The following is a 23,759-nucleotide window of genomic DNA, read 5'->3' as shown; positions in this document are numbered from 1 at the left end:
TGCAGGACCCTGCGTTTCCATGCCGTGGGAGCCGCGCGGGGTCGAGTGGCGATGTCTCGCGTTGTCGCGCTCGAACGCGTCCGCCTCCGTGCAACAGAGCAGGTCCTTGCCCATGATTTCCCTTCGCGCCCTTCTCGCCAGGACCGATCGCTTCCTGCTGCTGCTGATCGCCACCGTTGCGCTGGCCTCGATCCTGCCGGCCCGCGGTGCCGCGGTGCCGATCGTGGACCGGGGCACGATGCTGGCGGTGGCGTTGCTGTTCCTGCTGTATGGCGCTCGGCTGTCGCCGCGGGCGATCGGGGCGGGGCTCGCGCATTGGCGGCTGCAATCATTGGTGTTTGCCAGCACCTTCATCGCCTTTCCGCTCGTCGGGCTGGGCGTCACCGCGCTCGTCCGGCCCTGGCTGCCGCACGACGTGGTGACGGGGTTGCTCTATCTCTGTCTGCTACCCTCCACGGTGCAGTCGTCGATCGCCTTCACGTCCATCGCGCGCGGCAACGTGCCGGCGGCCTTGTGCAGCGCGTCGCTGTCGAACCTGCTGGGGGTGGTGCTCACCCCGCTGCTCGTCGCCCGGCTGCTCGCGGGCGCGAGCGGCGGCCTGTCGCTCCTGGCGCTGGAGGATATCGCGTCGCAGATCCTGCTGCCCTTCGTCGTCGGCCAGGCGATCCGTCCGCTCGCGGGGCGATGGCTGCTCGCACATCCCAAGCTTACCGCAGTGGTCGATCGCGGATCGGTGCTGGTCGTCGTGTACGCCGCGTTCAGCGCCGGCGTGGTCGCAGGGCTGTGGAGCGCGCTGTCGATCGCGAGCATCGGCGCGATCCTGCTGCTCGATCTCGCCATCCTCGCCATCGTGATCGCGGGAACCATGATCGCGAGCCGGCGGCTCGGCTTTTCGATCGAGGACCGGATCACCATCGTCTTCTGTGGCTCGAAGAAGAGCATGGCGAGCGGCATCCCGATGGCCGCCATCCTCTTTCCCGGCCGCGCCACCGGGCTGATCGTCCTGCCGCTGATGATCTTCCACCAGGCGCAGCTCTTCGTGTGCGCGGTGCTCGCCCGGCGCTATGCGGCGCGCGCGGAACCGGAGTCCGCCGCGGCGTGATCGCCGGCATGAGTCACGCGCCCGTCATATGCCGGGGCTAGCGAACTTTCCATTCTGCCGTGGCGCATGCTGCGGCGGTCGGTGGGGGGGCGATCATGAAGAATCGTTTGGGTTCAATCATTCTGTTGGCGCTGGGTGCGCTGCTTTCCGGTTGCGGGGGCGATTATGCGCAGGTCGCGCCGGCACCTTCGCCGACGCCGACGCCCGGCCCGGTGCGCACGATCGTGATGGTGTGGGACGGCCTGCGCCCCGACGACGTGAGCGCGACCGACACGCCGAACCTGCTGGCACTCCAGCAGGGCGGGGTGAACTTCACCGACAACCACTCGACCTATCCCACCTTCACGATGATGAACGGATCGTCCTTCGCGACCGGATCCTTCCCCAAGACCTCCGGCTTCTACGGCAACACCTTCTGGACGCCGCCGCAGGGCATCGGCAACACCATTCCCGCCGGCAATTCGGCGGCGGGCACCGCGCAGGATTACCAGGATCCCGTCTTCACCGAGGATTATCAGGTCCTCACCACGCTCAACAATTATTACGGCGGCCAATTGCTGCTGGTGAAGAGCCTGTTCGCCACCGCGCAGGCGGCCGGCGTCGTCACCGCGACGGTCGGCAAGAGCGGCGCGGCCTATATCCAGGATCTGGGCAAGGGCGGCTATTTCCTCGACGAGAACACGGTGCAGCCGCGCAGCCTCGTCACCGAGCTTCAGGCGAACGGCACCGCGCTGCCCGCCAACACGGTGAACGGCTATTCGGGCACCAACGCGGTCACGCTCGCTGCCAACAACGGCAATCCCACGGCGCGTGCGGGCTATGTCACGTTCAACACCACGGCCTATGATCCCAACGGGCAGCTAACGGTCGCCGCGCGCGACTCGAGCGACACGACGCAGGGCGCGCCGGAGGATGCCGCCAACAAATATATGCTGTCGGTGTTCACCTCCTACATCCTGCCCAAGAAGAACCCGATGCTCTCGCTCATCTGGTTCCGCACGCCCGACAATGTCGAGCATGGCTATGGCCCCGGATCGGCGAACGCGCGGGCGGGCCTGCGATCGCAGGATGCGCGGCTGGGCGAGCTGATGGCGGCGCTGAAGGCGCAGGGGCTGGATACGACCACCAACGTCGTGGTCGTCTCGGATCACGCGCATTCCAGCGTCTCGGGGCCGCTCAGCCTCTATCCGCTGCGCGCGATCGCCGCCTCGGGCACCGCGCCCAACGGCACGCCGGTCAACGGCGCGACCAGCGGCACCAGCGCGGCGACGCTGGGCGGCGCGAGTTCGACGGGCTATTCCTTCTCGGGCGACGTCCGCTCCGCCGATCTGCTGACCTATCGCGGCTTCAAGGCCTATGACGGCAGCGGCTGCTCCACGAGCGCGATGTACGGCCTCGGCACGACGGGCACGCCGACGGTGCCGGTGCGCGCGGACGTCAGCGGCGCGCTGTGCGGCGCGGCCAACACCAAATATCAGGCGGTGAGCGCGACGCTCGCGGCCCCGGTCGCCAGCTTCAAGGTGCCCGCACCGGGCAGCCTGCCCACCAACGGCATCGTGGTCGCGGCCAATGGCGGCTCCGATTATTTCTACGTGCCGAGCCACGACCTGACGACGATCCGCAACCTCGTCCGCTTCCTCCAGCAGCGCGAGGAATATGGCGCGATCTTCGTCGACAGCCGGTACGGATCGATCCCCGGAACGCTCGCCATGTCGCAGGTGAACCTCGAAAACGCGACCCGGCGCGACAATGGCCAGCCCGATGTCGTCGTTTCCTTCGCCTGGGACGACACGGTGTCGATCCAGGGCAAGACCGGGATCGAGTTCGAAAGCACCGGCGGCCAGCGCGGCATGCACGGCAGCTTTGGCACCACGGACGTGCACAACACGCTCATCGCCTCGGGCCCCTCGTTCCGCAAGGCGACGACGCTGACCACGCCCACCGGCAATGTCGACGTGGCGCCCACCGTCGCGTGGCTGCTCGGTCTGTCGATGCCGCAGGCGGACGGGCGCATCATCAACGAGGCGCTGGTCTATCCGCAGAGCGCGAGCACGGCGAGCGTCGCGGCCTCCGCGGTGACGCCGTCCGCCGGCAGCGCCACCGGCCTGTCGTTCGAGGTGCCGACCGATCCGACGGGCAACACGCGCGACGCGTTGTTCACCCGCGGCACCTATGCGATCACGCTTCAGGTCAAGGACCTGACGATCGACGGCAAGACCTATCGCTACTTCGATTATGCCAAGGCGACGCGCCAGTGAGGGTGACAATAGCCGGGATTGCGCTTCGATCGGCGGGGGCGGCCTTGGTGATCATGGCCGCCGCGCCTCTCGCGGCGGTCGCCCCGGCCGCGTCGTTCGATCGGATCTTCTCGGCGGCGGGCGAACCGGCGGCGCTGCGCTACGACGTGATGTTCATGGGCGACGGTCGCGTCCACCGCATGACGGTGTGGCGCGACGGGGACCGGCGGGTGAAGCGCGTCACCGACGACGCGCTCGTCAGCGTCGCCACGCACCGGCCGGGCGACGCCGCCTATGACCTGACCCTGCTCGACATGAAGCGGCGGATCAGCACGCGGATCGGTCGCGCCAACCTCTACCGTGTCGGCAATTTCACCGACTGGTTCGATCTGACGCACGGGCTGCGCCATCCCAAGGGCGCCTATCGCCTGACGCCCGGCACGTCGCCGGCGGGTCTGCCCAAGCCGGTGGCCGGCTGCCGCTGGTACGATCTCGCCCAGGGGCCGCGCGTCGATCATATCTGCTGGGATCCGGTCGCGCGCATCCCGCTGCTGATCGCCACGAAGGACGGCCGGCCGGTCTGGCGCGTCACCGCGATGTCGCGCGCCGCCATCGCGCCCTCCACCTTCGCGATCGATGATCGCGGCTTCATCCGCAACGATGCCAACCACGACATCGATCCGGATTGAACGATCCGGATCGAACACCGGCACCGTCATTCGTTCGGTCATGAAACCGACACGGCAGCGTAACGATCCCTGGTCATGGGTCCGCCGACGCCGCAGCGGCGCGAAGGGGAACATCATGACCATCGTCCATCGCCTCATGGCTGGCGTCGCTCTCGCCACGCTCTCGATCCCGCTGGCGGCCCATGCGCAGGTCGAGCCGGCAGCGCCGACGGCCACCGCGGACGCCACCGCCGCGGCCGCCGCCGCGGCGACGGACGACGCCGATTCGACGAAGGACATCGTGGTCCTCGGCTTCGGCCAGAGCCGCCAGGTGCAGAGCGTCACCGCCGCCGACCTCGCCCGGCTGACGCCGGGTTCGAGCCCGCTGAAGGCGATCGAGAAGCTGCCCGGCGTCAATTTCCAGGCGGCCGACCCGTTCGGCGCCTACGAATGGGCGGTGCGCATTTCGCTCCGCGGGTTCAACCAGAATCAGCTCGGCTTCACGCTCGACGGCGTTCCGCTCGGCGACATGAGCTATGGCAACGTCAACGGCCTGCACATCAGCCGCGCGATCATCTCCGAAAACGTTGCGCGCACCGAAGTGGCGCAGGGCGCCGGTGCGCTGGGCACCGCGTCGACCAGCAATCTGGGCGGCACGATCGAATTCTTCAGCGCGATGCCGCACGACACCGCCGCGATCACCGGCAGCGGCACCTATGGATCGGACAACACCTACCGCGCCTATGCCCGGCTCGACAGCGGCGATCTGGGCGGCGGGCTGAAGGGCTATCTCAGCTATGCCTATCTGACGACCGACAAGTGGAAGGGCTATGGCAGCCAGCGCCAGCACCAAGCCAATGCCAAGCTGGTCCAGGATCTGGGCAGCCTCGGCAGCATCTCGGCGTTCCTGAACTTCTCGGACCGGCGCGAGCAGGACTATCAGGATCTGAGCTACGACATCATCGCCCGCCGCGGCCTGCGCGACGACAATATCGCGAACAACTATCCGCTCGCGCTGCAGATCGCCAAGGTCTTCCAGAACCAGGTCGCCGCGGCATCGAAGGCGGCACAGCCCTGGCCCGGTTACGGCACGACCTTCCCGGCCGGCTTCGGCACCGTGGACGACGCCTATTACGACGCCGGCGGCCTGCGCCGCGACTATCTGGGCGGTGTCACCTTCGATGCGCATCTCACGCCCGAACTGACGCTGAAGACCACCACCTATTATCACAACAACCGCGGCCAGGGATCGTGGATCACGCCTTATTCGCCGACACCCGCTGGCGCGTTCAACCAGGACGGGTCGGTCATCACCGCCGCCAGCCCGCTCGGTTTTCGCACCACCGAATACCGGATCAAGCGGTTCGGCGGGATCAGCACGCTGGTGTACGAAACCGGGCCCAACCGCTTCGAAGTCGGCGGCTGGTACGAAAACAACGTCTTCACCCAGGCGCGCCGCTTCTACGGGATGACCGACACGACCACGCCCAACCGGGACACGCTGGAATTCCAGCAGAATCCCTATCGCACCCAGTGGGACGGCAAATACGGCACCGACACGCTGCAATATCATGTCGAGGATACGCTGCGGCTGATGGACGAGCGGCTGGTGCTGAACGGCGGGTGGAAAGGCGTGCGCGTCGTCAACCGCGCGATCATGCTGGGCGACACCACGTCGCCGCTCGCCACCGGGCGGATCACCGCGCGCGACCTGTTCCAGCCGCAGGCCGGCATCCTGTTCAAGCTGACCCCCGCCGCCGAACTGTTCGCCAACTATACCGAGAACATGCGCGCGTTCACCTCGTCGGCGACGACCGGGCCGTTCTCGACCACGCAGGCCGGCTTCGACGCGATCCGCGGCCAGCTGAAGCCCGAACGATCGAAGACGGCCGAAGGCGGCCTGCGCTTCCGCGAAGGACCGTTCCAGGCGTCGGCGGTCGGCTATTATGTTGATTTTTCGAACCGGCTGCTCGCCTTCGCCAACGGCGCGGGCATCATCGGCAATCCGGCCACGCTCAACAATGTCGGCAGCGTCCACACCTATGGCGCGGAACTTTCGGCCAATTACCGGATCGTCACGCCCATCTCGCTGTTCGCCAGCTATTCCTACAACCATTCGACCTATGCGAACGACGTGCGCAATGCGCAGGGCGTGCTGCTCGTCGCGACCAATGGCAAGATGGTGGTCGATACGCCCGAACACATGGTCAAGGGCGAGCTGGTGTTCGACCAGGACGGCTTCACCGGCCGTGTCGGCGCCGACTATATGAGCAAGCGTTACTTCACCTATCTGAACGACGAATCGGTCGCCCCGCGCGTGCTGGTCGATGCGAGCATCGGCTATCGCTTCCAGGGCGCGGGTGCGCTCCACGGCGTCGCCATCGAGGGCAGCGTGACGAACCTGACCGACAAGAAATATATCTCGACGATCGGTTCGAACGGCTTCACCGCCAGCGGCGACAACCAGACGCTGCTGGCCGGTGCGCCGCGCCAGTTCTTCATCTCGCTGAAGAAGGGGTTCTAAGGCGGGATGACGTCACCTCGCTCCGTTCGCCCTGAGCCTGTCGAAGGGCCTGTGCGCACGCGAATGCTCGCTTGCGGAAAAGGTGCTTCGACAAGCTCAGCACGAACGGATTTGGAGGCTGGATCTAACTAACGTCACCCCGCTCCAAGCCCCGGCTCCACCACGCCGCCGCAACGGCCGGCATGGTGGATGCGCCTCAGGGGAGCGGCTGGGGTTGCCACGGATTGATCGGCCCCGCCTGCGCGCCGATCCATTCGCGCCACAGTAGGATGAGCGCGGCCATGATCGCGGGGCCGACGAACAGCCCGACGAGCCCCCAGGTCTCGACGCCGCCCAGCACGCCGAGCAGCACCCAGACGAAGGGCAGGCGGGTGGCGCCGCCGATCAGGATCGGGCGCACGCTGTGGTCCGCCACGAAGATCACCACCAGCCCGGCGACCACCACGCCGATCGCGGCGATGACGTTGCCTTGCGCCAGCAGCACCGCGCCCGCGATATAGACGCACAGCGGTGCGCCGAAGGGCACCATCGCGAGCAGCGCGGTCACCAGCCCGAACAGCGCCGCCTGCGGCACCCCCGCCACCCAATAGGCGATCCCGATCAGCAGCCCTTCGCCCAGGCCCACCAGCACCAGCCCGTCGACCGTGCCATGCACCGAGCGGATCACCTGCCGCCCGACATTCTCGCCGGCCGGCCCGAACGCGCGGGTGGCGCCGATCCGCAACTGCGCCATGATCTCCTCGGCATCGCGCAGCAGGAAGAAGAGCGTGAGCAGCATGAACACCAGCAGCATCGACCGGTGAATCGCCTGCGCGCCGACGACACGCGCGATCCGCAACATGCTGCCCTGCGCGGCATGCCCCGCCAGCAGCGACAGCTGGCCGGGCTGGCCGACCTGCTGCTGCCACATCGCTACCAGCGTTTCGCCGAACGGCAGATGCGCGAGGAAAGCGGGGGTGCCCACCCCGGTCTGCTGCACCTGCGCCAGCCACCGCGCGGCGGCATGCGCATCGGCGATCAGCGGCACCGCGACCAACACCACGGGCACGACGAAGCCCAGCAGCACCCCCAGCACGAACAGCGCCGGCAACAGCACGCGGCGGTGCCGCGGCCAGCGCCGCGCGAGCCGCTGGAACAGCGGCCACACCGCGATCGCGAACACCGCCGCCCAGACGAGCGCGGGCAGGAAATCGCGCAGCGTCAGCACGCCGCCGATGAACAGCACGCCGGCCGCGACCAGCCCGGCGCGGCGCTGCGGTGCGGTCATGATATCGCGCCGATCGCGGATATGCGTGCCGGCGGGGGAGTGGCTATGGGGTTCGGAGGTCATGTCGTGAAATTCATACTACAAAAGAAGCCCGAGCCGATAGAGTGGGTTGGCGCTGCGCCGTCACGGCGCGAGGCATTGGCCGCCATGAGTGGAATGGGAATCGCGTGAATCGCCGCACCAGGCATCGGCCCGACCGTCGCGGCGAAGCGGGCTGCGCGTGATGCTCGCCCTCTCCATCCTCGGCCTGCTGCTGGTGAGCGCGTCGCTGGTGGGGTCGCTGCTGCTCGTCTGGGCGGCGTGGCTCGCGGGGCGGCTCGGACGCGGCGCCCCGCCGCGCCGGCGTGACGTTCCGGTCACGCTGCTGAAGCCGCTGCACGGCGCCGAGCCGCGGCTGGCGGCCAATCTCGCGAGCTTCTTCGCATCAGCAGGGGCGGGGCCGGCGGTGCAGATGCTGTGCGGCGTCCACCGCTCCGACGATCCCGCCCATGCCGTCGCGGCCGGGCTGGAGGGCGTGCGGCCGATCGACGCCATGACGATCGTGGTGGGCGGCACGGCGCGCGGCGCCAATCCCAAGATCGCGAACCTGACCGCGATGCTGCCGGCCGCACGGCACGACGTGCTGGTGCTGAGCGACAGCGACATCGCGGTGGCGCCCGATTATCTCGACCGCGTGGTCGAGGCGCTCGACCGGCCCGGAATCGGCGCGGTGACGTGCCTCTATCGCGGGCGCGGCGATGCCGGCTTCTGGTCGCGGATCGGTGCGATGGGGCTCGATCTCCATTTCCTGCCCTCGGTGCTGATCGGTCTCGGCACGGGCATGGCGCATCCCTGCATGGGGTCGACGATCGCCATCCGCCGCGAGACGCTGGCGCGGATCGGCGGTTTCGCCGCCTTTGCCGATCGGCTGGCGGACGATCACGCGATCGGGGCTGCGGTGCGGGGACTGGGGCTGCGCGTCGTGGTGCCCGACATGCTGGTCACTCATGGCTGCGCCGAGCCCGATTTCGCCGCCCTCGTCCGCCACGAACTGCGCTGGAACGCGACGGTGGCGGGGATCGACCCGGCGGGCTTCGCCGGCAGCATCGTGCTCCATCCGCTGCCGCTCGCGCTGATCGGCACGGCGCTGATGGGATTTCCGGCACTTGGCTGGGGCCCGATCGCATTTTCGCTCGTCGCGCGTGCCGCGATGGGCTGGCGGTTGCGGCGGATCACTTGTATGCGCGGGACGTCGTTGGCGTTGATCCCGCTGCGCGATCTGCTGGCGTTCGCCCTGTTCGTCGCTGGCTTCTTCGTGCGTTCGGTCGATTGGCGCGGGCGCAGGCTTGAAACGGAAGACGGCCGGATCGCGGCCACGGAGTCCTGAGTTATGATGCGTTCGCTGTTCCTCCAGGCGCCCTCGTTCGACGGTTATGACGGCGGCGCGGGTGCGCGCTACCAGATGAAGCGCGAGGTCAAATCCTTCTGGTATCCGACTTGGCTGGCGCAGCCCGCCGCGCTGGTCGAGGGCTCCAAGCTGATCGACGCGCCCGCGCACGACCAGTCCTGGGACGATATCAAGCACGAGGTGGACGACCGCGACCTCGTCATCCTCCACACCTCCACGCCGTCGTTCCGGCAGGACGTGCACACCGCCGAGCTCATCAAGCAGCGCAACCCGCGCATCCTGATCGGCCTGATCGGCGCGAAGGTCGCGGTGCAGCCGCAGGAGGCGATGGATGCGTCGCCCGCGATCGACTTCGTCGCGCGCAACGAATTCGACTTCACCGTGCTCGACGTCGCCAAGGGCATGCCGCTCGCCGAGATCGACGGCATCACCTGGCGCGACCGCGACGGCGCGATCATTCACAACCGCGATCGCAAGGTGATCGAGGACATGGATTCGCTGCCCTTCGTCTCGCCGATCTACAAGCGCGACCTGACGATCGAGAAGTATTTCGGGGGCTATCTGCTGCACCCCTATATCAGCTTCTACACCGGGCGCGGCTGCAAGAGCCGCTGCACCTTCTGCCTGTGGCCGCAGACCGTCGGCGGCCACAACTACCGCACCCGATCGATCCCGCATGTCATCGAGGAGGTGAAATACGTCATCGCGAACTTCCCCGAGGTGAAGGAGATCTTCTTCGACGACGATACGCTGACGGACAATCTGCCGCGCGTCGCCGAACTGGCGGTGGAACTGGGCAAGCTCGGCTTCGGCAAGCCGGGGTTCAAGATGGCGTGGAGCTGCAACGCCAAGGCCAACGTGCCCTACGCCACGCTGAAGGTCCTGAAGGAAAACGGCCTGCGCCTGCTGCTCGTCGGGTATGAGAGCGGCAACCAGCAGATCCTGCACAACATCAAGAAGGGCCTGCGCACCGACGTCGCGCGCCAGTTCACCAAGGATTGCCACGCGCTCGGCATCGTCATCCACGGCACCTTCATCCTCGGCCTGCCGGGCGAAACCGAGGAGACGATCGAGGAAACGATCCAGTACGCCAAGGAGATCGATCCTCACACGATCCAGGTGTCGCTGGCGGCGCCCTATCCGGGCACGTTCCTGCACAAGCAGGCGAGCGACAATGGCTGGTTCGACACCAGCAACGAGCTGCTGACCGACGACGGCAACCAGATCGCGCAGCTCAGCTATCCGCACCTGCCCTCCACGGTGATCTTCGACAAGGTCGAGGAATTCTACAAACGCTTCTATTTCCGCCCGTCCAAGATCTGGTCGATCGTGTCGGAGATGCTGCGCGACTGGAACATGATGAAGCGCCGCCTGCGCGAAGGCGTCGAATTCTTCGACTTCCTGCGGCGGCGCAAAGAGGCGGCGTGATCCGGCGTCTTCGATGATCCGACTGGTGGTGACCGCCGACGATTTCGGTCAGGCGGTCGCTGTGAACGAAGCGGTGGAACGGGCGCACCAGGAGGGAATTCTCACCGCCGCCAGCCTGATGGTGGCGGCGCCCGCCGCAGCCGATGCGGTGGCGCGCGCGCGGGCGATGCCGTCGCTCGGCGTCGGGCTGCACCTCGTGATGGTGGAGGCCCGGCCATTGCTCGCGCCCGATCGCATCCCCGATCTGGTGGGGGCGGACGGCCTGTTCCGCACCGATATGGCGCGCTTCGGGCTCGACATAGCGGTGCGCGGCACGGTGCGGCGGCAATTGCGCGACGAGATCGCGGCGCAGTTCGCCGCCTTCGCAGATACCGGGCTGCCCTTCGACCATGTCAACGCGCACAAGCATTTCCACGTTCATCCGGTGATCGCCGGGATGGTGATCGAACGCGCCGTGCATCACGGCGTGCGCGCGATCCGTGCGCCTGTCGAGCGTGGCCGGCCGCGCGGGGTGGACTGGTTCGCGGCGCCCTTTGCGCGCTCGTTGCGGACGCGCGCGCGGCGGCGGGGTATGACGGTGCCCGATCAGGTCTATGGCCTCGCTGCCTCCGGGCGGATGGATGCAGCGGCGTTGCGCGCGGCGATCGCCGATCTGCCGCTGGGGCTCAGTGAAGTGTATAGCCATCCCGCCACGTCCGACGATTTCGCCGGGCACGGCCCCGCCTATCGCCACCGCGACGAACTCGCCGGGCTGCTCGACCCGGCGGCGCGCACCGCGCTGGTGAAGCGCGGTATCCGGCTCGGCCGTTTCGCCGATTTCGCCGGAGCGGGGCGCTGAGCGGGCGGATCAACGGGCTGATCCTGATCGCGACGCTGATCGGGCTGGCGGTCGCGATCTGGGCGTTCGCGGCGACCGGGTTCGACGGCATCGTCCATGTCGTGGCGCGAATGGGGCTGAGCGGCCTACTGCTTTATTGCGGTTATTCGGCGTGTGTCTTCGTGATCCTGGGCGCGGCCTGGCTCGCCGCCGCACCCGGCGAGCCGGCGGCGAAGCTCGGCCTGTTCGCCTGGGGGCGGGCGGTTCGCGAGGCCGTGGCGGACCTGCTGCCCTTTTCGCAGATCGGCGGGATCGTGGTCGGCGCGCGCACGATCGCGGGCGGCGACGTGCCGCTCTACCGCGTCTATGCCTCGCTGATCGTCGACATGACGACCGAACTCGCCTCGCAGCTCGCCTTCACGCTGTTCGGGGTGGCGACGGTCGTCTCGCTGCTGGCGGCGGGGCCGGATGCGGACCGGCTGAAGCCGTTGCTGCTCGCGGGCGTCGCGGTGCTCGCGGCGATCGTGCTGGCGCTGTTCGGCGCGCAGCGGCTGTTGCTGCGGATCGCCGCCGGCCTCGCGCAACGGGTGCTGCCGGGCTCCGCCGCCACGATCGAGGCGATCGGCGGCGAACTTACGCGGATCTACGCGCACCGCGGCCGCGTCGCGCTGGCGCTGGCGCTCAATCTCGCCGCCTGGATCGCGAGCGCGGGGGGTGCGTGGCTGGTGTTGCGGCTGATGGGCGTGATGCTACCGCTCGGCACCGTGCTGGCAATCGAGGCGCTGATCTTCACGCTGCGCAGCGTCGCCTTCGCCATCCCCGGCGGGATCGGCGTGCAGGAGGCGGCCTATGCGCTGGTCGGCCCCGCGCTCGGCCTGCCGCCCGACGCCGCGCTGGCGCTGGCGCTGGCGAAACGCGGCCGCGACGTGGCGCTGGGCATTCCCACGCTGCTGCTGTGGCAGGCGGGCACGATGCGCCGCCTCGTGCGCGGCTGACGCTTAGCTTTCCTCGACGCGGCGCTTCTCGTCGGGCAGGAGAACCAGCGTCCGCCAGTCGATCTCCTCCTGCACCTGAAGATAGGTCTCCGCGCCGATCCGGTGCGAATCGTGCAGATCCTCCAGCCGCTGGCGCTCGGCCTTTACCGCGGCCAAGCCCAGCGTGCGGCGGCGGTGAAGCGGATCCGCGATCGGGGGTTCCTCGGCGGCCTGCCGTTCCGCCTCGTAGCTGTGGCGCAGCGCATCGGCGGCGACGCCGTCCTTGTCGTCCAGCGTGGCGAGCGCCGCCTCGGCGATGCTGCGCCGCGCGACCGCCAGGTCATGGGCATAGGCGTGCTGCTGATCGAGCCCCAGCCAGCGGATCAGCGGCGCCAGCGTCAGCCCCTGCACGACCAGGCTGACCATCACCACGGTGAACGCCGCGAGCATCACGGTGTCGCGTTGCGGGAAACTGGCTGGCAGCGCGAAGGCGGTGGCGAGCGTCACCAGCCCACGCATCCCGCTCCAGCTGACCAGCACCGCCTGGCCGATCGTCGCCGTTTCTGCGTCGCCCTCGCCGCGACGCCGCCACGCCCGAAATCGGTTATAGCCAATGACCACCGCGAAGCGCGTGAGGATCGTCGCCGCCACGACGAGCCCGGCAAAGCCCAAAGCGTCCATGAACTCGGCGTGGTGCATCCGCCCCGCGATCAGCCGCGCCTGCAAACCCATCAGCAGGAAGGCGAGCACGTTCAGCAGAAAGACGACCGTCGACCACACTGCATAGGAATGGACGCGCATCCGGGCCGATGCGTTGATCTCGGTCGACCGTGCGACCGTCATCGCGCACGCAACCGTCGCCAACACGGCGGAAAGATGCAGCCGGTCCGCGATGATCCAGACCAGGAAGACCTGCACGAACTGCAACAGGCTGCCGCCGAGCGTTCCCACGACGTGCCGGTTGGTGCGGCGGACGATCATCGCGCACCCGATGCCGAACAGGATCCCGCCCGGCGCCGCCAGCCCGAGTTCCAGATCGACGGGCAGGGTGAAGCCGCCGCCCGACTGGACCGAGAGCGCTGCGGTGAAGAGCAGCAGCGCAGTGGCGTCGTTGAACAGGCTTTCGCCGCGCAGCACCGCGTCCGAACTGCGCGGGATCGACACGCCGGACAACACCGCGGTGGCCGCCGCCGCGTCGGGCGGCGCCACGATCGCGCCGAGCACGACCGCCGCCGCGATCGGCAGCCCCGCGACCGCCCAGCCGATCCACGCTACCGCCGATGCGGTGACCAGCACCGCCACGACCGCGAAGGCGACGAGCGGGCCCCATAATTTGCGCGCCGCGCCGACGGGAAAGTCGAACGCGGCGTCGAAGAGCGTCGGCGCCAGGAACAGCGCGAGCGCGGTGTGCGGATCGATCGGGATGGCGGGCGCGCCGGGGATCAGCGCCACCACCACGCCTGCTGCCGCCAGCATAGCGGGATAGGGCAGCGACAGATGGCGAGAGAACTGGAGCAGCACGATGGCCGCGAGCAGCAGCGCCAAGAGGCTTTCGAAGAAGGTCATGCCGCGCGGCTGGGCACGGTGGCGGCGTCAGCGCGGATCGTCGTCGTCGGTGTCGCCATGTCGATAGGTCTCCCATGTCTGTTCGCCATCGACCTCGGTCGGCACCGGCCGGCCCTGCGCGTCGGTCGCCGGGCGGTAGCGCAGGCCCCGGCGGATGCTGTCGCACACCACGCGGTCGAGCGGCCCGTTGCCGCTCGGCACGGTGACGCGACAGTCTGTCACGCGGCCCTTGACGCCCACCGTGAAGACGAGCTGCACCGTTTCCCGCTCGATGCCACGATAGGGTATGTCATTGGGGAAGCGAACCTTTTCCGACAATAGCCGCAACGGCGATCCTCCGCCGCCGCCATCGCCGTTCCCCGCACCGCCGCTGCCCGTGCCGTTGCCGATCCCGCCGCTGCCGGAGCCTGGCCCCCGCACCGGCGCAGCGCCGGCGGACGCCGCGGCGCCGATGCCGGCGACCGGCGCGGAGACGACCGGCGGCGGCAGGATGGGCCGCACGATCGGCGGTGGTGCGACGATCGGGGTCGCCTTGGCGCGCAGATTGGGCGGCGAGGCGGCGCCTTCCTTACGCGGGCTCGCCCGGTGTTCGGGCTCGACCTTGCGCTCAGGTGGGGGCGGGGGCGGCGGGATCACGTTGAACGTCGTCAGCGTGTCGCCGACCGCTCGGGGCAGTTCGACGCCTAGCCCGCGCAGGAGCGCGAGGCCGAGCGCCAGATGGATCACGACGACGGCAACTACCGAGGCCATACGGCCACGGTCGATCACGGGCTCATCGGAGCGATAGCGCGCCATGGGTCGGATCGGAGGGGTGGCGGGCGAAGGCGCCCGTCACCCGCCCCGGATCAGCGGCAGCGGCGCGGTGCGGTGATCGTGCGGTCGATCGCGCGGCCGGCAAAGGCGCCCCCGACGCCGCCGGCGATCGTGCCGAGCGCGCCATGGCCGAACACCGAATTGCCAAGCAGCGCACCGCCGACGCCGCCTGCCACCAGGCCCGTCGTGCCGCTCGAATGGCGGCAGCGGCCACGATAATGGCGATAGGCGCGGCCGCGATAATGATGCCGATATTGCGCGCTCGCGCCCGCGGCCGGGATGGTCACCGCCATCGGCAGGCTGAGCGAAAGAGCGGTAAGCGACAGCAAGAATTTACGCATGAAACAATCCCCTGAAAAGCGGTGACGCCTGCGTAACGTCCTGTGTCGCGGTAAGTTGCATCGGGCCGGTCGGAGAGGCGCGGCGCGCGCGTCGGCTGGACGCGCCGTTCCCGATCGTGCGAACGGTCGCTTTCCCGCACGACCGAATCGGAACCGCCATGACCGCCGCTAAGCCCCCCCTCATCGTCGGTATCGGCGGCACGATCGGCGGCGTCTCGTCGACCGAGCGGGCGTTGCGGATCGCGGTCGCCGCGGCCGGCGAGATCGGGTTTCGCACCCGCATCTTCGGCGGCGACGCGCTCGCGCAACTGCCGCTCTACGATCCGCGCGCGACCGAGCGCACGGAGGCGGAGCGCGCCTTTGTCGATGCGGTGCGCGATGCATCCGCGGTGGTGATCGCCAGCCCTGGCTATCACGGCAGCATATCGGGTGTGGTGAAGAACGCGCTCGATCTGCTGGAGGAGACCGCGCGCGATCCACGGCCTTATCTTGCGGACATGCCCGTGGGGCTGATCGCCACCGCTTATGGCTGGCAGGCGACGGGATCGACGATTGCCGCACTGCGCTCGATCGTGCACGCGTTGCGCGGCTGGCCGACGCCCTTCGCGGCGGCGATCAACACGCAAATCACCAAGTTCGACGACGAGGGCAGCGCGAGCGATCCGGCGGTGCTCGCACAATTGCGGCTGATCGGGGAACAGGTCGCGCGGTTCGCGCCGCTGGCCGAGGGGCTTGCGGTTCCGGGTTGATGGCTTCCGACCGGCGGCATTCTCAGTCGATCAGGTCGAGATAGGCCACCACGTCGTTTTCGGTGGCGAGGAACAGCCCCGCCTGAACCTCGTCGCTCTCGCGCGCGGCGCGCGCCATGGCCTCGGCTAGGCTGCCGTAGAGCAGGGTGGTCGCCGCGCTCCCGTCCACCCCGTCCGCGAGGTGGTAGAGGCGCACCGACGTCGTTTCGGATACGGTGCGCACCCTGTCAGTCCAGATCATTCTCGCTGATGACGATGATCTCCTGATCGGGATCGCGCGCCAGCGCGGTGGCGCCGATATGCGCGATCTCGTCGATATGTTCGCGGAACAGGGCGGCGGCGTCGCCCTCTGGGGAGACGGTGCTGAGCGCTTCGAGCACGTCATATTGTACGGCGAACTGATAGCGTTCGTCGCTCACCTCGGCTTCGAACTCAACCTGGCGGGAGTCGCTGTTGTCCTCGATCGTGCGCATGTCGATGTCCAGCCGGTCTTCGGCCATGATGATCCTCCCGTTGACGCCGCGACACTGCGGCCGTGGGGGGCAAAGCGCAGCGACCCGCCCCGCGGTTCCCTGTCACGGGCTTATCGCGGAGTGCCCGGTCGAAAGCGAAAGATCGACGCTTGCCGGCTCATCCGCCATACACCATGTCTTCGCAAGACATGGGATCTGGCTGGACGATGCAGGACGACACGATCATCGAAACCGCCGACGGCCCGATGACCTGGGCCGAATGGAAGAAGAAGAACCCCGTTCAGATCCCGTCGCGGCGTACCAAGGGCAAGAAGCTGCCCAACAAGGTGAAGCTTCGCACCGACGAATGAGCGCCGCGATCCATCAGCGGCCGTGGCTGTCCAGGCTGGCGAGCTGCTGGGCATTCGCGTCGACCGTGTCGCGGTCGGGCGCCACAGCAGCGGGCTCTACGGGGATCGGGTCGCTCGACGCAGCGTCTGTGACGATCACCGTCGTGCCGACATTGGTCACGCCGAACAGCTTCTTGGCGAAGGCGGCGGGCACGCGAATGCAGCCATGCGAATCCGGGAAGCCGGGATTGCGGCCCGCATGGATCGCGATGCCATCCCAGGTGAGCCGCTGCATGAACGGCATCGGCGCGGCATTGTAGAGATTGGATTTGTGCATCGCGTCCTTTTGCAGGATCGTATAGGTGCCGATCGGCGTGTCCTTGCCGTCGCGACCCGAGGACACGGTCGTCGCGGCGACCAGCGTCTTGCCGCGGTAGACATAGGCGCGCTGAAGCGGGATCGACACGACGATCACCACGGGATCGAGGCCGGTGGCCGTATCGTTCCAGACGAACTGGTTGGCCGAAAGGCCGCTCGACGCCGTCTCGATCGCGGCGCCCGAATCCGCACCGCTCGCCGCCATCGCCGGAACCGCGGTCATCGCAAGAAGCGTCATGGTCAAGCCGGTGACGAAGCGCATGATCGGATTCCTTTCCAAGCCCGTTAATTTCTGTTGACATTCCAAACGCGCGACGATCGCGATGGTGCCATCTGTCGATGCGACGAAACGTGGGTCGATCGCGGCGAATGACGGGGCGAGGCGTGTAACTCCGTGGAAACGCAGCAGAAAATTCAGCAGATTTGCGCTACATCAAGGATCGAGGGGTCAACGACATTCCTGGAGCTTCGATGCACGACGATATGGCTGTGCGCACCCGGCGCGCGCTTCTGAAGAACGGCTTGGCCCTGACCGGCGCGCTCGCGCTCACCGGCGCGGCCGGGGCCACTGAACGGCTGACCGGGCGCATGCTGCGCCCCGTTAGCCAGCCACCCCTCCCGTCCGCGCCGCTCACCTCGCCGCGCGCCATTCGCCCCGAACTCTTCCGCCGCGCGCTCACCGCGCTCAACCAGCACGGCGCCGCGATCCCGCATCGCGACAAGATCGCCATCGCCGATTTCACCGCCCCCTCGGCCCAGCCCCGCTTCCACATCGTCGACATGGTCGACGGCCGCAGCACCTCGTTCCTGGTCGCGCACGGCAGCGGTTCGGATCCGGCGCACAGCGGCTATCTGAAGCGCTTCTCGAACGATTTCGGCTCCAACGCCTCGTGCGAAGGCGCGTTCGTGGCGTCGGATTACTATGTCGGCAAACATGGCCGCTCGCAGCGGCTGGAGGGGCTGGACGAAACCAACGGCAATGCGCTCGGGCGCGGGATCGTGGTGCATTCGGCCTGGTATTCCAATCCCGACATGCTGCGCACGCACGGCATGCTGGGCCGCAGCCAGGGCTGTTTCGCCGTCGGCGAGCACGATCTGGATCAGGTCTTCGCCCAGCTCGGCTCGGGTCGGATGATTTATTCCGCCAAGGTGTGACGCGTCCATCGGCGGTGCGCCCGGCGCACACCGCCGACCAGGCCGGACCAGAGCAGATCGCCTGCGCCGGCATAGCCCAGGCCCAGATGGGGCGGCCGGACGGCGATCACGTCGGCCACCCCGATCGTTCCCGCCCGCAGCCCCGCCCGCCCGATCCGCGCCCAGCGCAGCGCGGTTTCCCAGCGGATCAGCCGGATATCCTCGGCCGAGCAGGACGGGTGGCTCGCCAGGAACGTGGCCTGCAGCGTCGCGATGCCCCAGCCCAGCGCCGCCAGCGTGGCGCGATCGGGCACGGGCAGCTTGGTCATGTTGTGGCGCACCAGCAGGTCTGCGATCTCCGCGGCGCGGTCGCCGAGCGTCGCCGCATGCGCCTCCGCCAGCACGCGGGCGGCGCTCGTCTCCATCGTGCCGACGAAGCGTTTCGAGATGCCGCCCGCATGCTGGCGATAGACCAGCAGCGGCGTGTCGAGCCGCGCGATGCCGCCGAACGGGCGGATGCGGTGATACAGGTCGAAATCCTCGGCATAGAGCATCGCGGGCTGGGTGAAGGGATCGAGCCGCCGCGCGGCATCGGTACGCAGCATCACCGACGACCAGACGAGCGGGTTCTCGATCTGGCTCAGCCAGGCGATCAGCGCGGGGCTGGTGGTGACGGGATAGATCGACGGCGTGACCTTGCCGTCGGTCAGATAGTCGGCGGCGGTGCCCAGCAGGGCGATCTCGGGATGCGCGTCGAGATAGGCCACCTGCGCGGCGAAGCGGCCCGGCCGGCACAGATCGTCGTGATCGAGCGCGGCGACATAGCGCCCGCGCGCCTCGGCCACCCCCCGGTTGCGCGCCAGCACCGGGCCGCCGTTACTGTCCTGTACGATCAGCCGCACGCGCGGGTCCGGCCAACGCGCCACGAACGCGGCGGTGTCGTCGGTCGAACGATCGTCCACCACGATCGCCTCGAAATCGCCGAAGCTCTGGGCGGCCAGGCTGTCGAGCGTTTCGCCGATCAGCTCGGCCGCATTGTAGGCGGCCATGACGACGCTGATCGTGGGGGCCGCGCTCACGCCGCGGCCCGCCGGCGTTCGCCGAGGATGCGATCGACGATCATCAGCCCGACGTCGTTCTGCCACAGCCACAGGCCGTTGGCCTGTCCCGAGAAGCTGGCCTCGCCGCCCAGCGTGCCCCAGGGCACGAAGCCGGCGGCGAGGCCGATCCCGAACGCGCCCGGGATCGCGTCGCCCGCGCCATCCACGATCCGGCAATGGCGATCGACCATGGGCCGCCCGGCCTGCGCCGCGAGCGGGATCGGCGCGCCCGTCACGTCCGCCAGAGGCAAAGCAAGCGGCCGGTATCCCAGCGCGGCGACGACCAGATCCGCGGACTGCACGATCCGGCGGGCCGCCGCGTCGTCGTCGCCGGTGATGCGGTGGAGCGCGACGCGCGGATCGGGCACGCGGCCGTCGATCGCCAGCATCCGCAGCACGAGATCGCGCGCTTCCAGCCGGAAGCCCGCAAGCCGATAGACGAAGCCCGAGACCGGGCAGACATCGTCAGGCCCGAAATCGGTGAAGCCCTCCGCCCGCGCCGCCTCGACCGAGGGGTAGAAGGGCCGCAACGGCCGCCGGTGGAGCAGGGTGACCGCACCCGCACCCAGCGGCAGCGCGGGTTGCCCCTTCAACAGGCGCGCCACCGTCGTCAGCGCGCTGGTCGAACCGCCGATGACTGCGATGCGCGGCGCGCGCCGGCCCGAAAGCAGATCGCTCATTTTTTCGAACCCGCCGAGCGTCAGCACCTCGTCGGACTGGACGAGGCGACCCGCCGCCAGATCGAGGAGCCGCGCCCCGGCGACCTGCTGCGCGGCCAGCCGGTCGAGCGGCTGGTGACCACCAGTCGCGACGACGATGTTGCGCGTAAGTCGGTCGAACTCATGCCCGTCCGCCTGGCGCCGAAGCCGCACGCTCCACAATCCATTGCCCACTTGCCGCGCGCCGATCGCGGCGTGACCCGTCAGCACGGTGCCGCCCGCCGCGCGCACGATCCCCGCGAGCGCCTGGCCCGTGGCGCGCAGCAGCGGCCCCACCTGGGCGAGCGGCACGCCCAGCTCGCCGGCATGCGCCGCCACTGCGCGCGCGGCCGGATGATCCGCCAGCGCGGCGATCTCGGGATGGATAGTGTCGCTCACCGCGGTGAGAAACGTCTCCGCGGTGGAATCGGAGGTGATCGCGTATCGCCCGAGCTGGCCGCCGCCGATTCCCGCATCGCGCTCCACCAGCACCAGCCCCTCGGCAAAGGCGGGCAACAGCCCCCGCTTGGTCGCCGCGGTCAGCAGCGCGGTGCCGGCCGGGCCGCCGCCCACGATCAGCACGTCGGCGACGGGCGGCGGTGCGATTCGTGCGGGTTCGGCGCGGCGGCAGGCGCGCGCGAGCGCCCCGGCGGCGCGCGCCGCATCGGCGACGCTCATCGCATCGCTCATCGGCAGCGACAGCATGCGCGCCGCCAGCGCGTCCGCCACCGGCGTCGGCTCGATCGCGGCGGTCGCGCGGATCCAGGGCTGCTCGCCCAGATGCGGGCTGAAATAGGTGCCGCAGCCGACCCCCTCGGCCGCCATCGCCGCGACGATCGCGGCGCGCGCGCCGGCCAGCCGCTCGGGCAGCAGCACGGGCATGAACTGCATCGCGCGCCGTGCGCCACGGACGTGCTGAAGGGTGAAATCGCCGAGCGCGGCGCGGTACGCCGCCTCCAGCCCCGCGCGGTGGGCGCACACGCTATCGATTTCGCGCAGCTTGGCGCGGGCCATCACCGCGAGCACTTCGGGCAATTTGGCGTTGAGGCCGGGCAAGGTCGCGCTGCGGCCGCTCTCGAAGCCGAAATTCGCCATCGCGCGAAGCCGCGCGATCAGCCCCGCATCGCCGCTGTGGATCAGCCCCCCTTCGGCCACCGCGAACGTCTTGGTGGCCTGCATCGAATGGACCACGGCGAACGGCGCATCGGCACCGAAACCCATGCCGGCATCGTCGCTCGTGCCGAGCGAGGATGCCGCATCGACGACCACGCCGATCCCGTGGCGCGCCTGCAACCAGGCATAGCGGTCGAGATCGATCGCGTTGCCGAACGTCGCATAGGGCACGATCGCGCCGATCCGCCGTCCGTGGACCGCGATCAAGCGGTCCTCGGCGCGCGCGCAGGCGCTCCAGTCGTCCGGACCGACGTCGCATACCAGCGGCGTCAGCCCCGCCCAGGAAGCCGCCTGCGCGGTGGCGGCGAAGGTGAGCGCGGGCATCAGCGCATAGGTGCCGGGCTGCGGGTCGAGCCCGGCGGCATGGCGGATCGCGATCATCAGCCCCAGCGTGGCATTGGCGACGGCCAGGCTCGCGCCGCGGCCGTCGAACAGCGCGTCGGTCACCTCCGCCTCGAACGCGCGCACTTCGGGGCCGTTGTTGCTGAACAGGCCCGAGGCCTCGACGCGGCGCAACGCCTCGCCCGCTTCGCTCAGCCGCGGCGGATTGGGGGCGATGAGGGGCAGGGGCGGCATAGGCGGATCCACGGCGAGGCACGTCGCCCCGCTATGTCGCGCCGCCTCCTAAGAAGCGGTTACGCAGGGCCGATCGCGCGGAACGGTTGAGGAGGGTGCGTGCGATAATCGGACCCGTTGGAACGATGCACAATCGGCCATGATGCGGAGCCGAAGCGGAACTCGCCATGTTCGTTTCCGGGCACTTTGTCGACCAGCCTGCCAGCCTCTGGCAATCCCGAACGCATCATGCCAACCTGCAGCGACAGGAGGGCCGACCCTTGGCGACGATCGATCAGAGGACGGTGTTCGACGACCGGACAGACAGGCTGAAGGCATGGGAGATCGCGCTTGATAGCGACGGCTTGCCGGGTTTCGTCACCGAACGCCTGCGCGGCGCGGCGGCCGGGAGCGGGGCATGGGTCGCGACCATGACGCCGTCGGAACTGCTGCTGGCGCGGAGCCACGGCATCCGACCGATCGCGACGGTGTCGGGAACGTGCTGGTTCTACTATGGGCAGAGCTGGACGGAAGGGCACGCGCAGGGGTGGCACGAGGCGCTCGAGAGGATCCAGAGGGAAGCCGCGGCGGCGGGCGCCAACGCCGTCGTAGATGTCCGGCTGCGCACGCTGCGCCATGCCATGGGCGCCAGTATGGACTATACGCTCATCGGCACGGCGGTGCGGATCGAAGGGCTCGCGCCGAGCCCGCATCCGGTGATCGCGACCGTCCCCGCGCTCGAATTCGTGCGTCTGCTGGAGGCGGATATCGTGCCGGTCGGGATCGCGGTCGGCGCGCGCTACGACTGGCTGGGCAATCCCTATTCCGGCGGGGGAGACTGGACGGCGCTGTCCGACATCCAGGCCAAGCTGCGGTCGTTCCGCAGCATCCCCATCATGACGCTTACGGATTTCTGGGAGCGCATCCGGCGCGAGGCGCATGCCGATTTGCGTCAGAAGGCGGCGCGTCAGGGCAACGGCGTTCTTGCACACACGCATTTCGGCCAGTTGCTCCGCCGCGAGCGCGACAAGCAGCCGCCCGCCTATCTCGGGCGTCACATCGTGGTGGGGACGGTGGTGGATACCAGGCCCGGGGCCCGTGTGCCGCATCCGATCGAGATGGTCGTCGACATGCGCGACGGCCTGTCGCCGCTCCGCAGTCCAGACGGGCCGAAGCGGTCGGCCTATGAGAACGACGTGATGGATCAGGAGGGTGGGATTTGATGGCCGATCAACAGGGCATTCCGGAACATGCGCTCGCGCGTCTCGCGGGCCTGCGGCGCGAAGGCCATCCGGGCGGCGTGTTCACCTCGGATTTCTCGGTCAACGAGTTCCTCCTCGTCCGCAAGGCAGGCTTCGAACCCGTCGGACTCTGCGTGGGGTCGTGCATCTACCATCTCGGTTTCCAGATGGCGGGATGGGGCACGAGCGTCGAACTCGATGTGCTGAGCACGGCGATGTATGAGGCGCGGGCGCTGGCGATGGAACGCATGCGCCAGGAAGCGGCCAACATGGGGGCCGACGGCATCGTCGGCGTCCGCCTGACGGTCAAGCGGCTGGAATGGGACACCAAGGTGCTCGAATTCGTCGCGATCGGCACCGGAATCGTCCATGCCAAGGGGCACAAGGGGTTCAAGGGGCCGCGGGGCGAGCCGTTCACGTCCGCTTTGTCGGGCCAGGATTTCTGGACGCTGCTGCAGGCGGGTTATCGTCCGCTCGAGATGGTCATGGGCAGCTGCGTCTACCATGTCGCGCGGCGAGGGCCGTTCGCCTCGATGGGAAGCATCGGCCGCAACGTCGAACTGACCAACTTCAGCATCGCCCTCTACGAGGCGCGCGAGATCGCGATGGAGCGGATGCAACTGGAGGCGACGCAGGCCGGCGCCGAGGGCGTGGTCGGCGCGGACCTGCACGAGGGCAGCCACGGCTGGTCGAGCCATGTCATCGAATTCTTCGCGATCGGCACCGCCGTGCTGCCGATCGAGGGGCATGCTGCGACCGAGATTCCCGATCCCGCGCTGGTGCTCTCCGTGAATAGCTGATCCGA

General features: G+C 68.7%; 22 protein-coding genes. 13 read left to right on the top strand and 9 right to left on the bottom strand.

Annotated features, from left to right (window positions below; translation table 11 throughout):
- The first annotated feature begins 112 nt into the window (after positions 1-112).
- From OXQ95_RS03060 to OXQ95_RS03045, 4 genes are all read left to right on the top strand, one after another.
- Positions 113-1,102 carry a bile acid:sodium symporter family protein gene (locus tag OXQ95_RS03060; RefSeq protein ID WP_267380067.1) on the top strand — a complete coding sequence of 330 codons (990 nt, stop codon included), beginning with the start codon at positions 113-115 and terminating at the stop codon, positions 1,100-1,102.
- Between the two features lie 95 nt (positions 1,103-1,197).
- Entirely contained in the window at positions 1,198-3,360 is a 2,163-nt protein-coding gene (locus OXQ95_RS03055) for an alkaline phosphatase family protein (RefSeq protein ID WP_267379501.1), read from the top strand.
- Positions 3,361-3,413: 53 nt separating this feature from the next.
- Positions 3,414-4,028 (top strand): hypothetical protein, encoded by a 615-nt coding sequence (locus tag OXQ95_RS03050; protein WP_267379498.1) that lies wholly within the window; start codon positions 3,414-3,416, stop codon positions 4,026-4,028.
- A 115-nt stretch (positions 4,029-4,143) separates the two neighbouring features.
- A complete protein-coding gene (locus OXQ95_RS03045) occupies positions 4,144-6,531 on the top strand; it encodes a TonB-dependent receptor (protein WP_267379496.1) in 2,388 nt (795 codons plus the stop codon).
- A 196-nt stretch (positions 6,532-6,727) separates the two neighbouring features.
- Here OXQ95_RS03045 and OXQ95_RS03040 read toward each other — a convergent pair whose 3' ends face one another.
- Positions 6,728-7,861 (bottom strand): AI-2E family transporter, encoded by a 1,134-nt coding sequence (locus OXQ95_RS03040; RefSeq protein ID WP_242096187.1) that lies wholly within the window; start codon positions 7,859-7,861, stop codon positions 6,728-6,730.
- Positions 7,862-8,021: 160 nt separating this feature from the next.
- On the opposite strand from OXQ95_RS03040, the gene hpnI reads away from it, so the two are divergent.
- From hpnI to OXQ95_RS03020, 4 genes are read left to right on the top strand one after another with little or no spacing between them, the layout of a single operon-like run.
- Entirely contained in the window at positions 8,022-9,164 is a 1,143-nt protein-coding gene (hpnI, locus tag OXQ95_RS03035; protein ID WP_267379493.1) for a bacteriohopanetetrol glucosamine biosynthesis glycosyltransferase HpnI, read from the top strand.
- 3 nt (positions 9,165-9,167) lie between these two features.
- Complete coding sequence (gene hpnJ, locus OXQ95_RS03030) at positions 9,168-10,613, top strand: hopanoid biosynthesis associated radical SAM protein HpnJ (RefSeq protein ID WP_242096189.1); 1,446 nt, start codon at positions 9,168-9,170, stop codon at positions 10,611-10,613.
- A 13-nt stretch (positions 10,614-10,626) separates the two neighbouring features.
- Complete coding sequence (gene hpnK / locus OXQ95_RS03025; RefSeq protein WP_242096190.1) at positions 10,627-11,451, top strand: hopanoid biosynthesis-associated protein HpnK; 825 nt, start codon at positions 10,627-10,629, stop codon at positions 11,449-11,451.
- The gene (locus OXQ95_RS03020; RefSeq protein WP_346731968.1) at positions 11,448-12,425 is read left to right on the top strand and encodes a lysylphosphatidylglycerol synthase domain-containing protein; all 978 of its coding nucleotides are present in this window, start codon (positions 11,448-11,450) and stop codon (positions 12,423-12,425) included. Before hpnK ends, OXQ95_RS03020 begins: the two co-directional genes overlap by 4 nt.
- A gap of 3 nt (positions 12,426-12,428) precedes the next feature.
- On the opposite strand, the gene OXQ95_RS03015 is transcribed toward OXQ95_RS03020, so the two are convergent.
- The 3 genes from OXQ95_RS03015 to OXQ95_RS03005 are packed head-to-tail and all read right to left on the bottom strand — an operon-like array spanning position 12,429 to position 15,124.
- A complete protein-coding gene (locus OXQ95_RS03015; protein ID WP_267379490.1) occupies positions 12,429-13,970 on the bottom strand; it encodes a cation:proton antiporter in 1,542 nt (513 codons plus the stop codon).
- Between the two features lie 27 nt (positions 13,971-13,997).
- Positions 13,998-14,765: an energy transducer TonB gene (locus OXQ95_RS03010; RefSeq protein WP_267379487.1), complete on the bottom strand. Its 768-nt coding sequence runs from the start codon at positions 14,763-14,765 to the stop codon at positions 13,998-14,000.
- 50 nt (positions 14,766-14,815) lie between these two features.
- A complete protein-coding gene (locus OXQ95_RS03005) occupies positions 14,816-15,124 on the bottom strand; it encodes a hypothetical protein (protein WP_242096192.1) in 309 nt (102 codons plus the stop codon).
- A gap of 158 nt (positions 15,125-15,282) precedes the next feature.
- Here OXQ95_RS03005 and OXQ95_RS03000 point away from each other — a divergent pair, with 158 nt between their 5' ends.
- Positions 15,283-15,873, top strand: coding sequence for an NADPH-dependent FMN reductase (locus OXQ95_RS03000; protein ID WP_267379484.1), 591 nt, complete (start codon positions 15,283-15,285; stop codon positions 15,871-15,873).
- A 22-nt stretch (positions 15,874-15,895) separates the two neighbouring features.
- Here OXQ95_RS03000 and OXQ95_RS02995 read toward each other — a convergent pair whose 3' ends face one another.
- Both OXQ95_RS02995 and OXQ95_RS02990 read right to left on the bottom strand, forming a co-directional pair.
- Positions 15,896-16,096, bottom strand: coding sequence for a hypothetical protein (locus OXQ95_RS02995; protein WP_267379481.1), 201 nt, complete (start codon positions 16,094-16,096; stop codon positions 15,896-15,898).
- 4 nt (positions 16,097-16,100) lie between these two features.
- Positions 16,101-16,373 carry a DUF1488 family protein gene (locus OXQ95_RS02990; protein ID WP_242096194.1) on the bottom strand — a complete coding sequence of 91 codons (273 nt, stop codon included), beginning with the start codon at positions 16,371-16,373 and terminating at the stop codon, positions 16,101-16,103.
- A gap of 161 nt (positions 16,374-16,534) precedes the next feature.
- On the opposite strand from OXQ95_RS02990, the gene OXQ95_RS02985 reads away from it, so the two are divergent.
- Positions 16,535-16,696 (top strand): hypothetical protein, encoded by a 162-nt coding sequence (locus OXQ95_RS02985; protein ID WP_267379477.1) that lies wholly within the window; start codon positions 16,535-16,537, stop codon positions 16,694-16,696.
- A gap of 13 nt (positions 16,697-16,709) precedes the next feature.
- On the opposite strand, the gene OXQ95_RS02980 is transcribed toward OXQ95_RS02985, so the two are convergent.
- Positions 16,710-17,315 (bottom strand): L,D-transpeptidase family protein, encoded by a 606-nt coding sequence (locus OXQ95_RS02980; protein ID WP_267379474.1) that lies wholly within the window; start codon positions 17,313-17,315, stop codon positions 16,710-16,712.
- A 209-nt stretch (positions 17,316-17,524) separates the two neighbouring features.
- Between OXQ95_RS02980 and OXQ95_RS02975 the strand changes: the two genes are divergently transcribed.
- Positions 17,525-18,208: a murein L,D-transpeptidase catalytic domain family protein gene (locus tag OXQ95_RS02975; RefSeq protein ID WP_242096197.1), complete on the top strand. Its 684-nt coding sequence runs from the start codon at positions 17,525-17,527 to the stop codon at positions 18,206-18,208.
- Here OXQ95_RS02975 and OXQ95_RS02970 read toward each other — a convergent pair.
- Both OXQ95_RS02970 and OXQ95_RS02965 read right to left on the bottom strand, forming a co-directional pair.
- Positions 18,190-19,266: a glycosyltransferase family 2 protein gene (locus tag OXQ95_RS02970; RefSeq protein WP_267379471.1), complete on the bottom strand. Its 1,077-nt coding sequence runs from the start codon at positions 19,264-19,266 to the stop codon at positions 18,190-18,192. The two genes, OXQ95_RS02975 and OXQ95_RS02970, sit on opposite strands and share 19 nt — an antisense overlap.
- Complete coding sequence (locus tag OXQ95_RS02965) at positions 19,263-21,734, bottom strand: DegT/DnrJ/EryC1/StrS family aminotransferase (protein ID WP_267379468.1); 2,472 nt, start codon at positions 21,732-21,734, stop codon at positions 19,263-19,265. The genes OXQ95_RS02970 and OXQ95_RS02965 overlap by 4 nt, the downstream gene beginning before the upstream one ends.
- Before the next feature lie 260 nt (positions 21,735-21,994).
- Between OXQ95_RS02965 and OXQ95_RS02960 the strand changes: the two genes are divergently transcribed.
- Both OXQ95_RS02960 and OXQ95_RS02955 read left to right on the top strand, forming a co-directional pair.
- Positions 21,995-22,936, top strand: a complete 942-nt coding sequence (locus OXQ95_RS02960) for a heavy metal-binding domain-containing protein (protein WP_242096200.1) — start codon at positions 21,995-21,997, stop codon at positions 22,934-22,936.
- Positions 22,936-23,754, top strand: coding sequence for a heavy metal-binding domain-containing protein (locus tag OXQ95_RS02955; protein ID WP_242096201.1), 819 nt, complete (start codon positions 22,936-22,938; stop codon positions 23,752-23,754). The genes OXQ95_RS02960 and OXQ95_RS02955 overlap by 1 nt, the downstream gene beginning before the upstream one ends.
- Positions 23,755-23,759: the final 5 nt, after the last annotated feature.

This window comes from Sphingomonas sp. GC_Shp_6 (genome assembly GCF_026540835.1).
Classification (GTDB): Bacteria; Pseudomonadota; Alphaproteobacteria; order Sphingomonadales; family Sphingomonadaceae; genus Sphingomonas.
Note: the sequence above shows the minus strand (reverse complement) of the source record. Positions and strands in the feature narration are given on the sequence as shown.

What these genes read in the sequence shown, in the direction of transcription:
- OXQ95_RS02975 (WP_242096197.1), top strand. Translation starts at nt 17,525, where the DNA reads ATGCACGACGATATGGCTGTGCGCACCCGGCGCGCGCTTCTGAAGAAC.
- OXQ95_RS03050 (WP_267379498.1), top strand. Translation starts at nt 3,414, where the DNA reads ATGGCCGCCGCGCCTCTCGCGGCGGTCGCCCCGGCCGCGTCGTTCGAT.
- OXQ95_RS03005 (WP_242096192.1), bottom strand. Translation starts at nt 15,124, where the DNA reads ATGCGTAAATTCTTGCTGTCGCTTACCGCTCTTTCGCTCAGCCTGCCG.
- OXQ95_RS03045 (WP_267379496.1), top strand. Translation starts at nt 4,144, where the DNA reads ATGACCATCGTCCATCGCCTCATGGCTGGCGTCGCTCTCGCCACGCTC.
- OXQ95_RS02980 (WP_267379474.1), bottom strand. Translation starts at nt 17,315, where the DNA reads ATGCGCTTCGTCACCGGCTTGACCATGACGCTTCTTGCGATGACCGCG.
- hpnK (WP_242096190.1), top strand. Translation starts at nt 10,627, where the DNA reads ATGATCCGACTGGTGGTGACCGCCGACGATTTCGGTCAGGCGGTCGCT.
- OXQ95_RS03040 (WP_242096187.1), bottom strand. Translation starts at nt 7,861, where the DNA reads ATGACCTCCGAACCCCATAGCCACTCCCCCGCCGGCACGCATATCCGC.
- OXQ95_RS03000 (WP_267379484.1), top strand. Translation starts at nt 15,283, where the DNA reads ATGACCGCCGCTAAGCCCCCCCTCATCGTCGGTATCGGCGGCACGATC.
- OXQ95_RS02965 (WP_267379468.1), bottom strand. Translation starts at nt 21,734, where the DNA reads ATGCCGCCCCTGCCCCTCATCGCCCCCAATCCGCCGCGGCTGAGCGAA.
- OXQ95_RS02990 (WP_242096194.1), bottom strand. Translation starts at nt 16,373, where the DNA reads ATGGCCGAAGACCGGCTGGACATCGACATGCGCACGATCGAGGACAAC.
- OXQ95_RS03055 (WP_267379501.1), top strand. Translation starts at nt 1,198, where the DNA reads ATGAAGAATCGTTTGGGTTCAATCATTCTGTTGGCGCTGGGTGCGCTG.
- hpnJ (WP_242096189.1), top strand. Translation starts at nt 9,168, where the DNA reads ATGATGCGTTCGCTGTTCCTCCAGGCGCCCTCGTTCGACGGTTATGAC.
- hpnI (WP_267379493.1), top strand. Translation starts at nt 8,022, where the DNA reads ATGCTCGCCCTCTCCATCCTCGGCCTGCTGCTGGTGAGCGCGTCGCTG.
- OXQ95_RS03010 (WP_267379487.1), bottom strand. Translation starts at nt 14,765, where the DNA reads ATGGCGCGCTATCGCTCCGATGAGCCCGTGATCGACCGTGGCCGTATG.
- OXQ95_RS02985 (WP_267379477.1), top strand. Translation starts at nt 16,535, where the DNA reads ATGGGATCTGGCTGGACGATGCAGGACGACACGATCATCGAAACCGCC.
- OXQ95_RS02955 (WP_242096201.1), top strand. Translation starts at nt 22,936, where the DNA reads ATGGCCGATCAACAGGGCATTCCGGAACATGCGCTCGCGCGTCTCGCG.
- OXQ95_RS03015 (WP_267379490.1), bottom strand. Translation starts at nt 13,970, where the DNA reads ATGACCTTCTTCGAAAGCCTCTTGGCGCTGCTGCTCGCGGCCATCGTG.
- OXQ95_RS03060 (WP_267380067.1), top strand. Translation starts at nt 113, where the DNA reads ATGATTTCCCTTCGCGCCCTTCTCGCCAGGACCGATCGCTTCCTGCTG.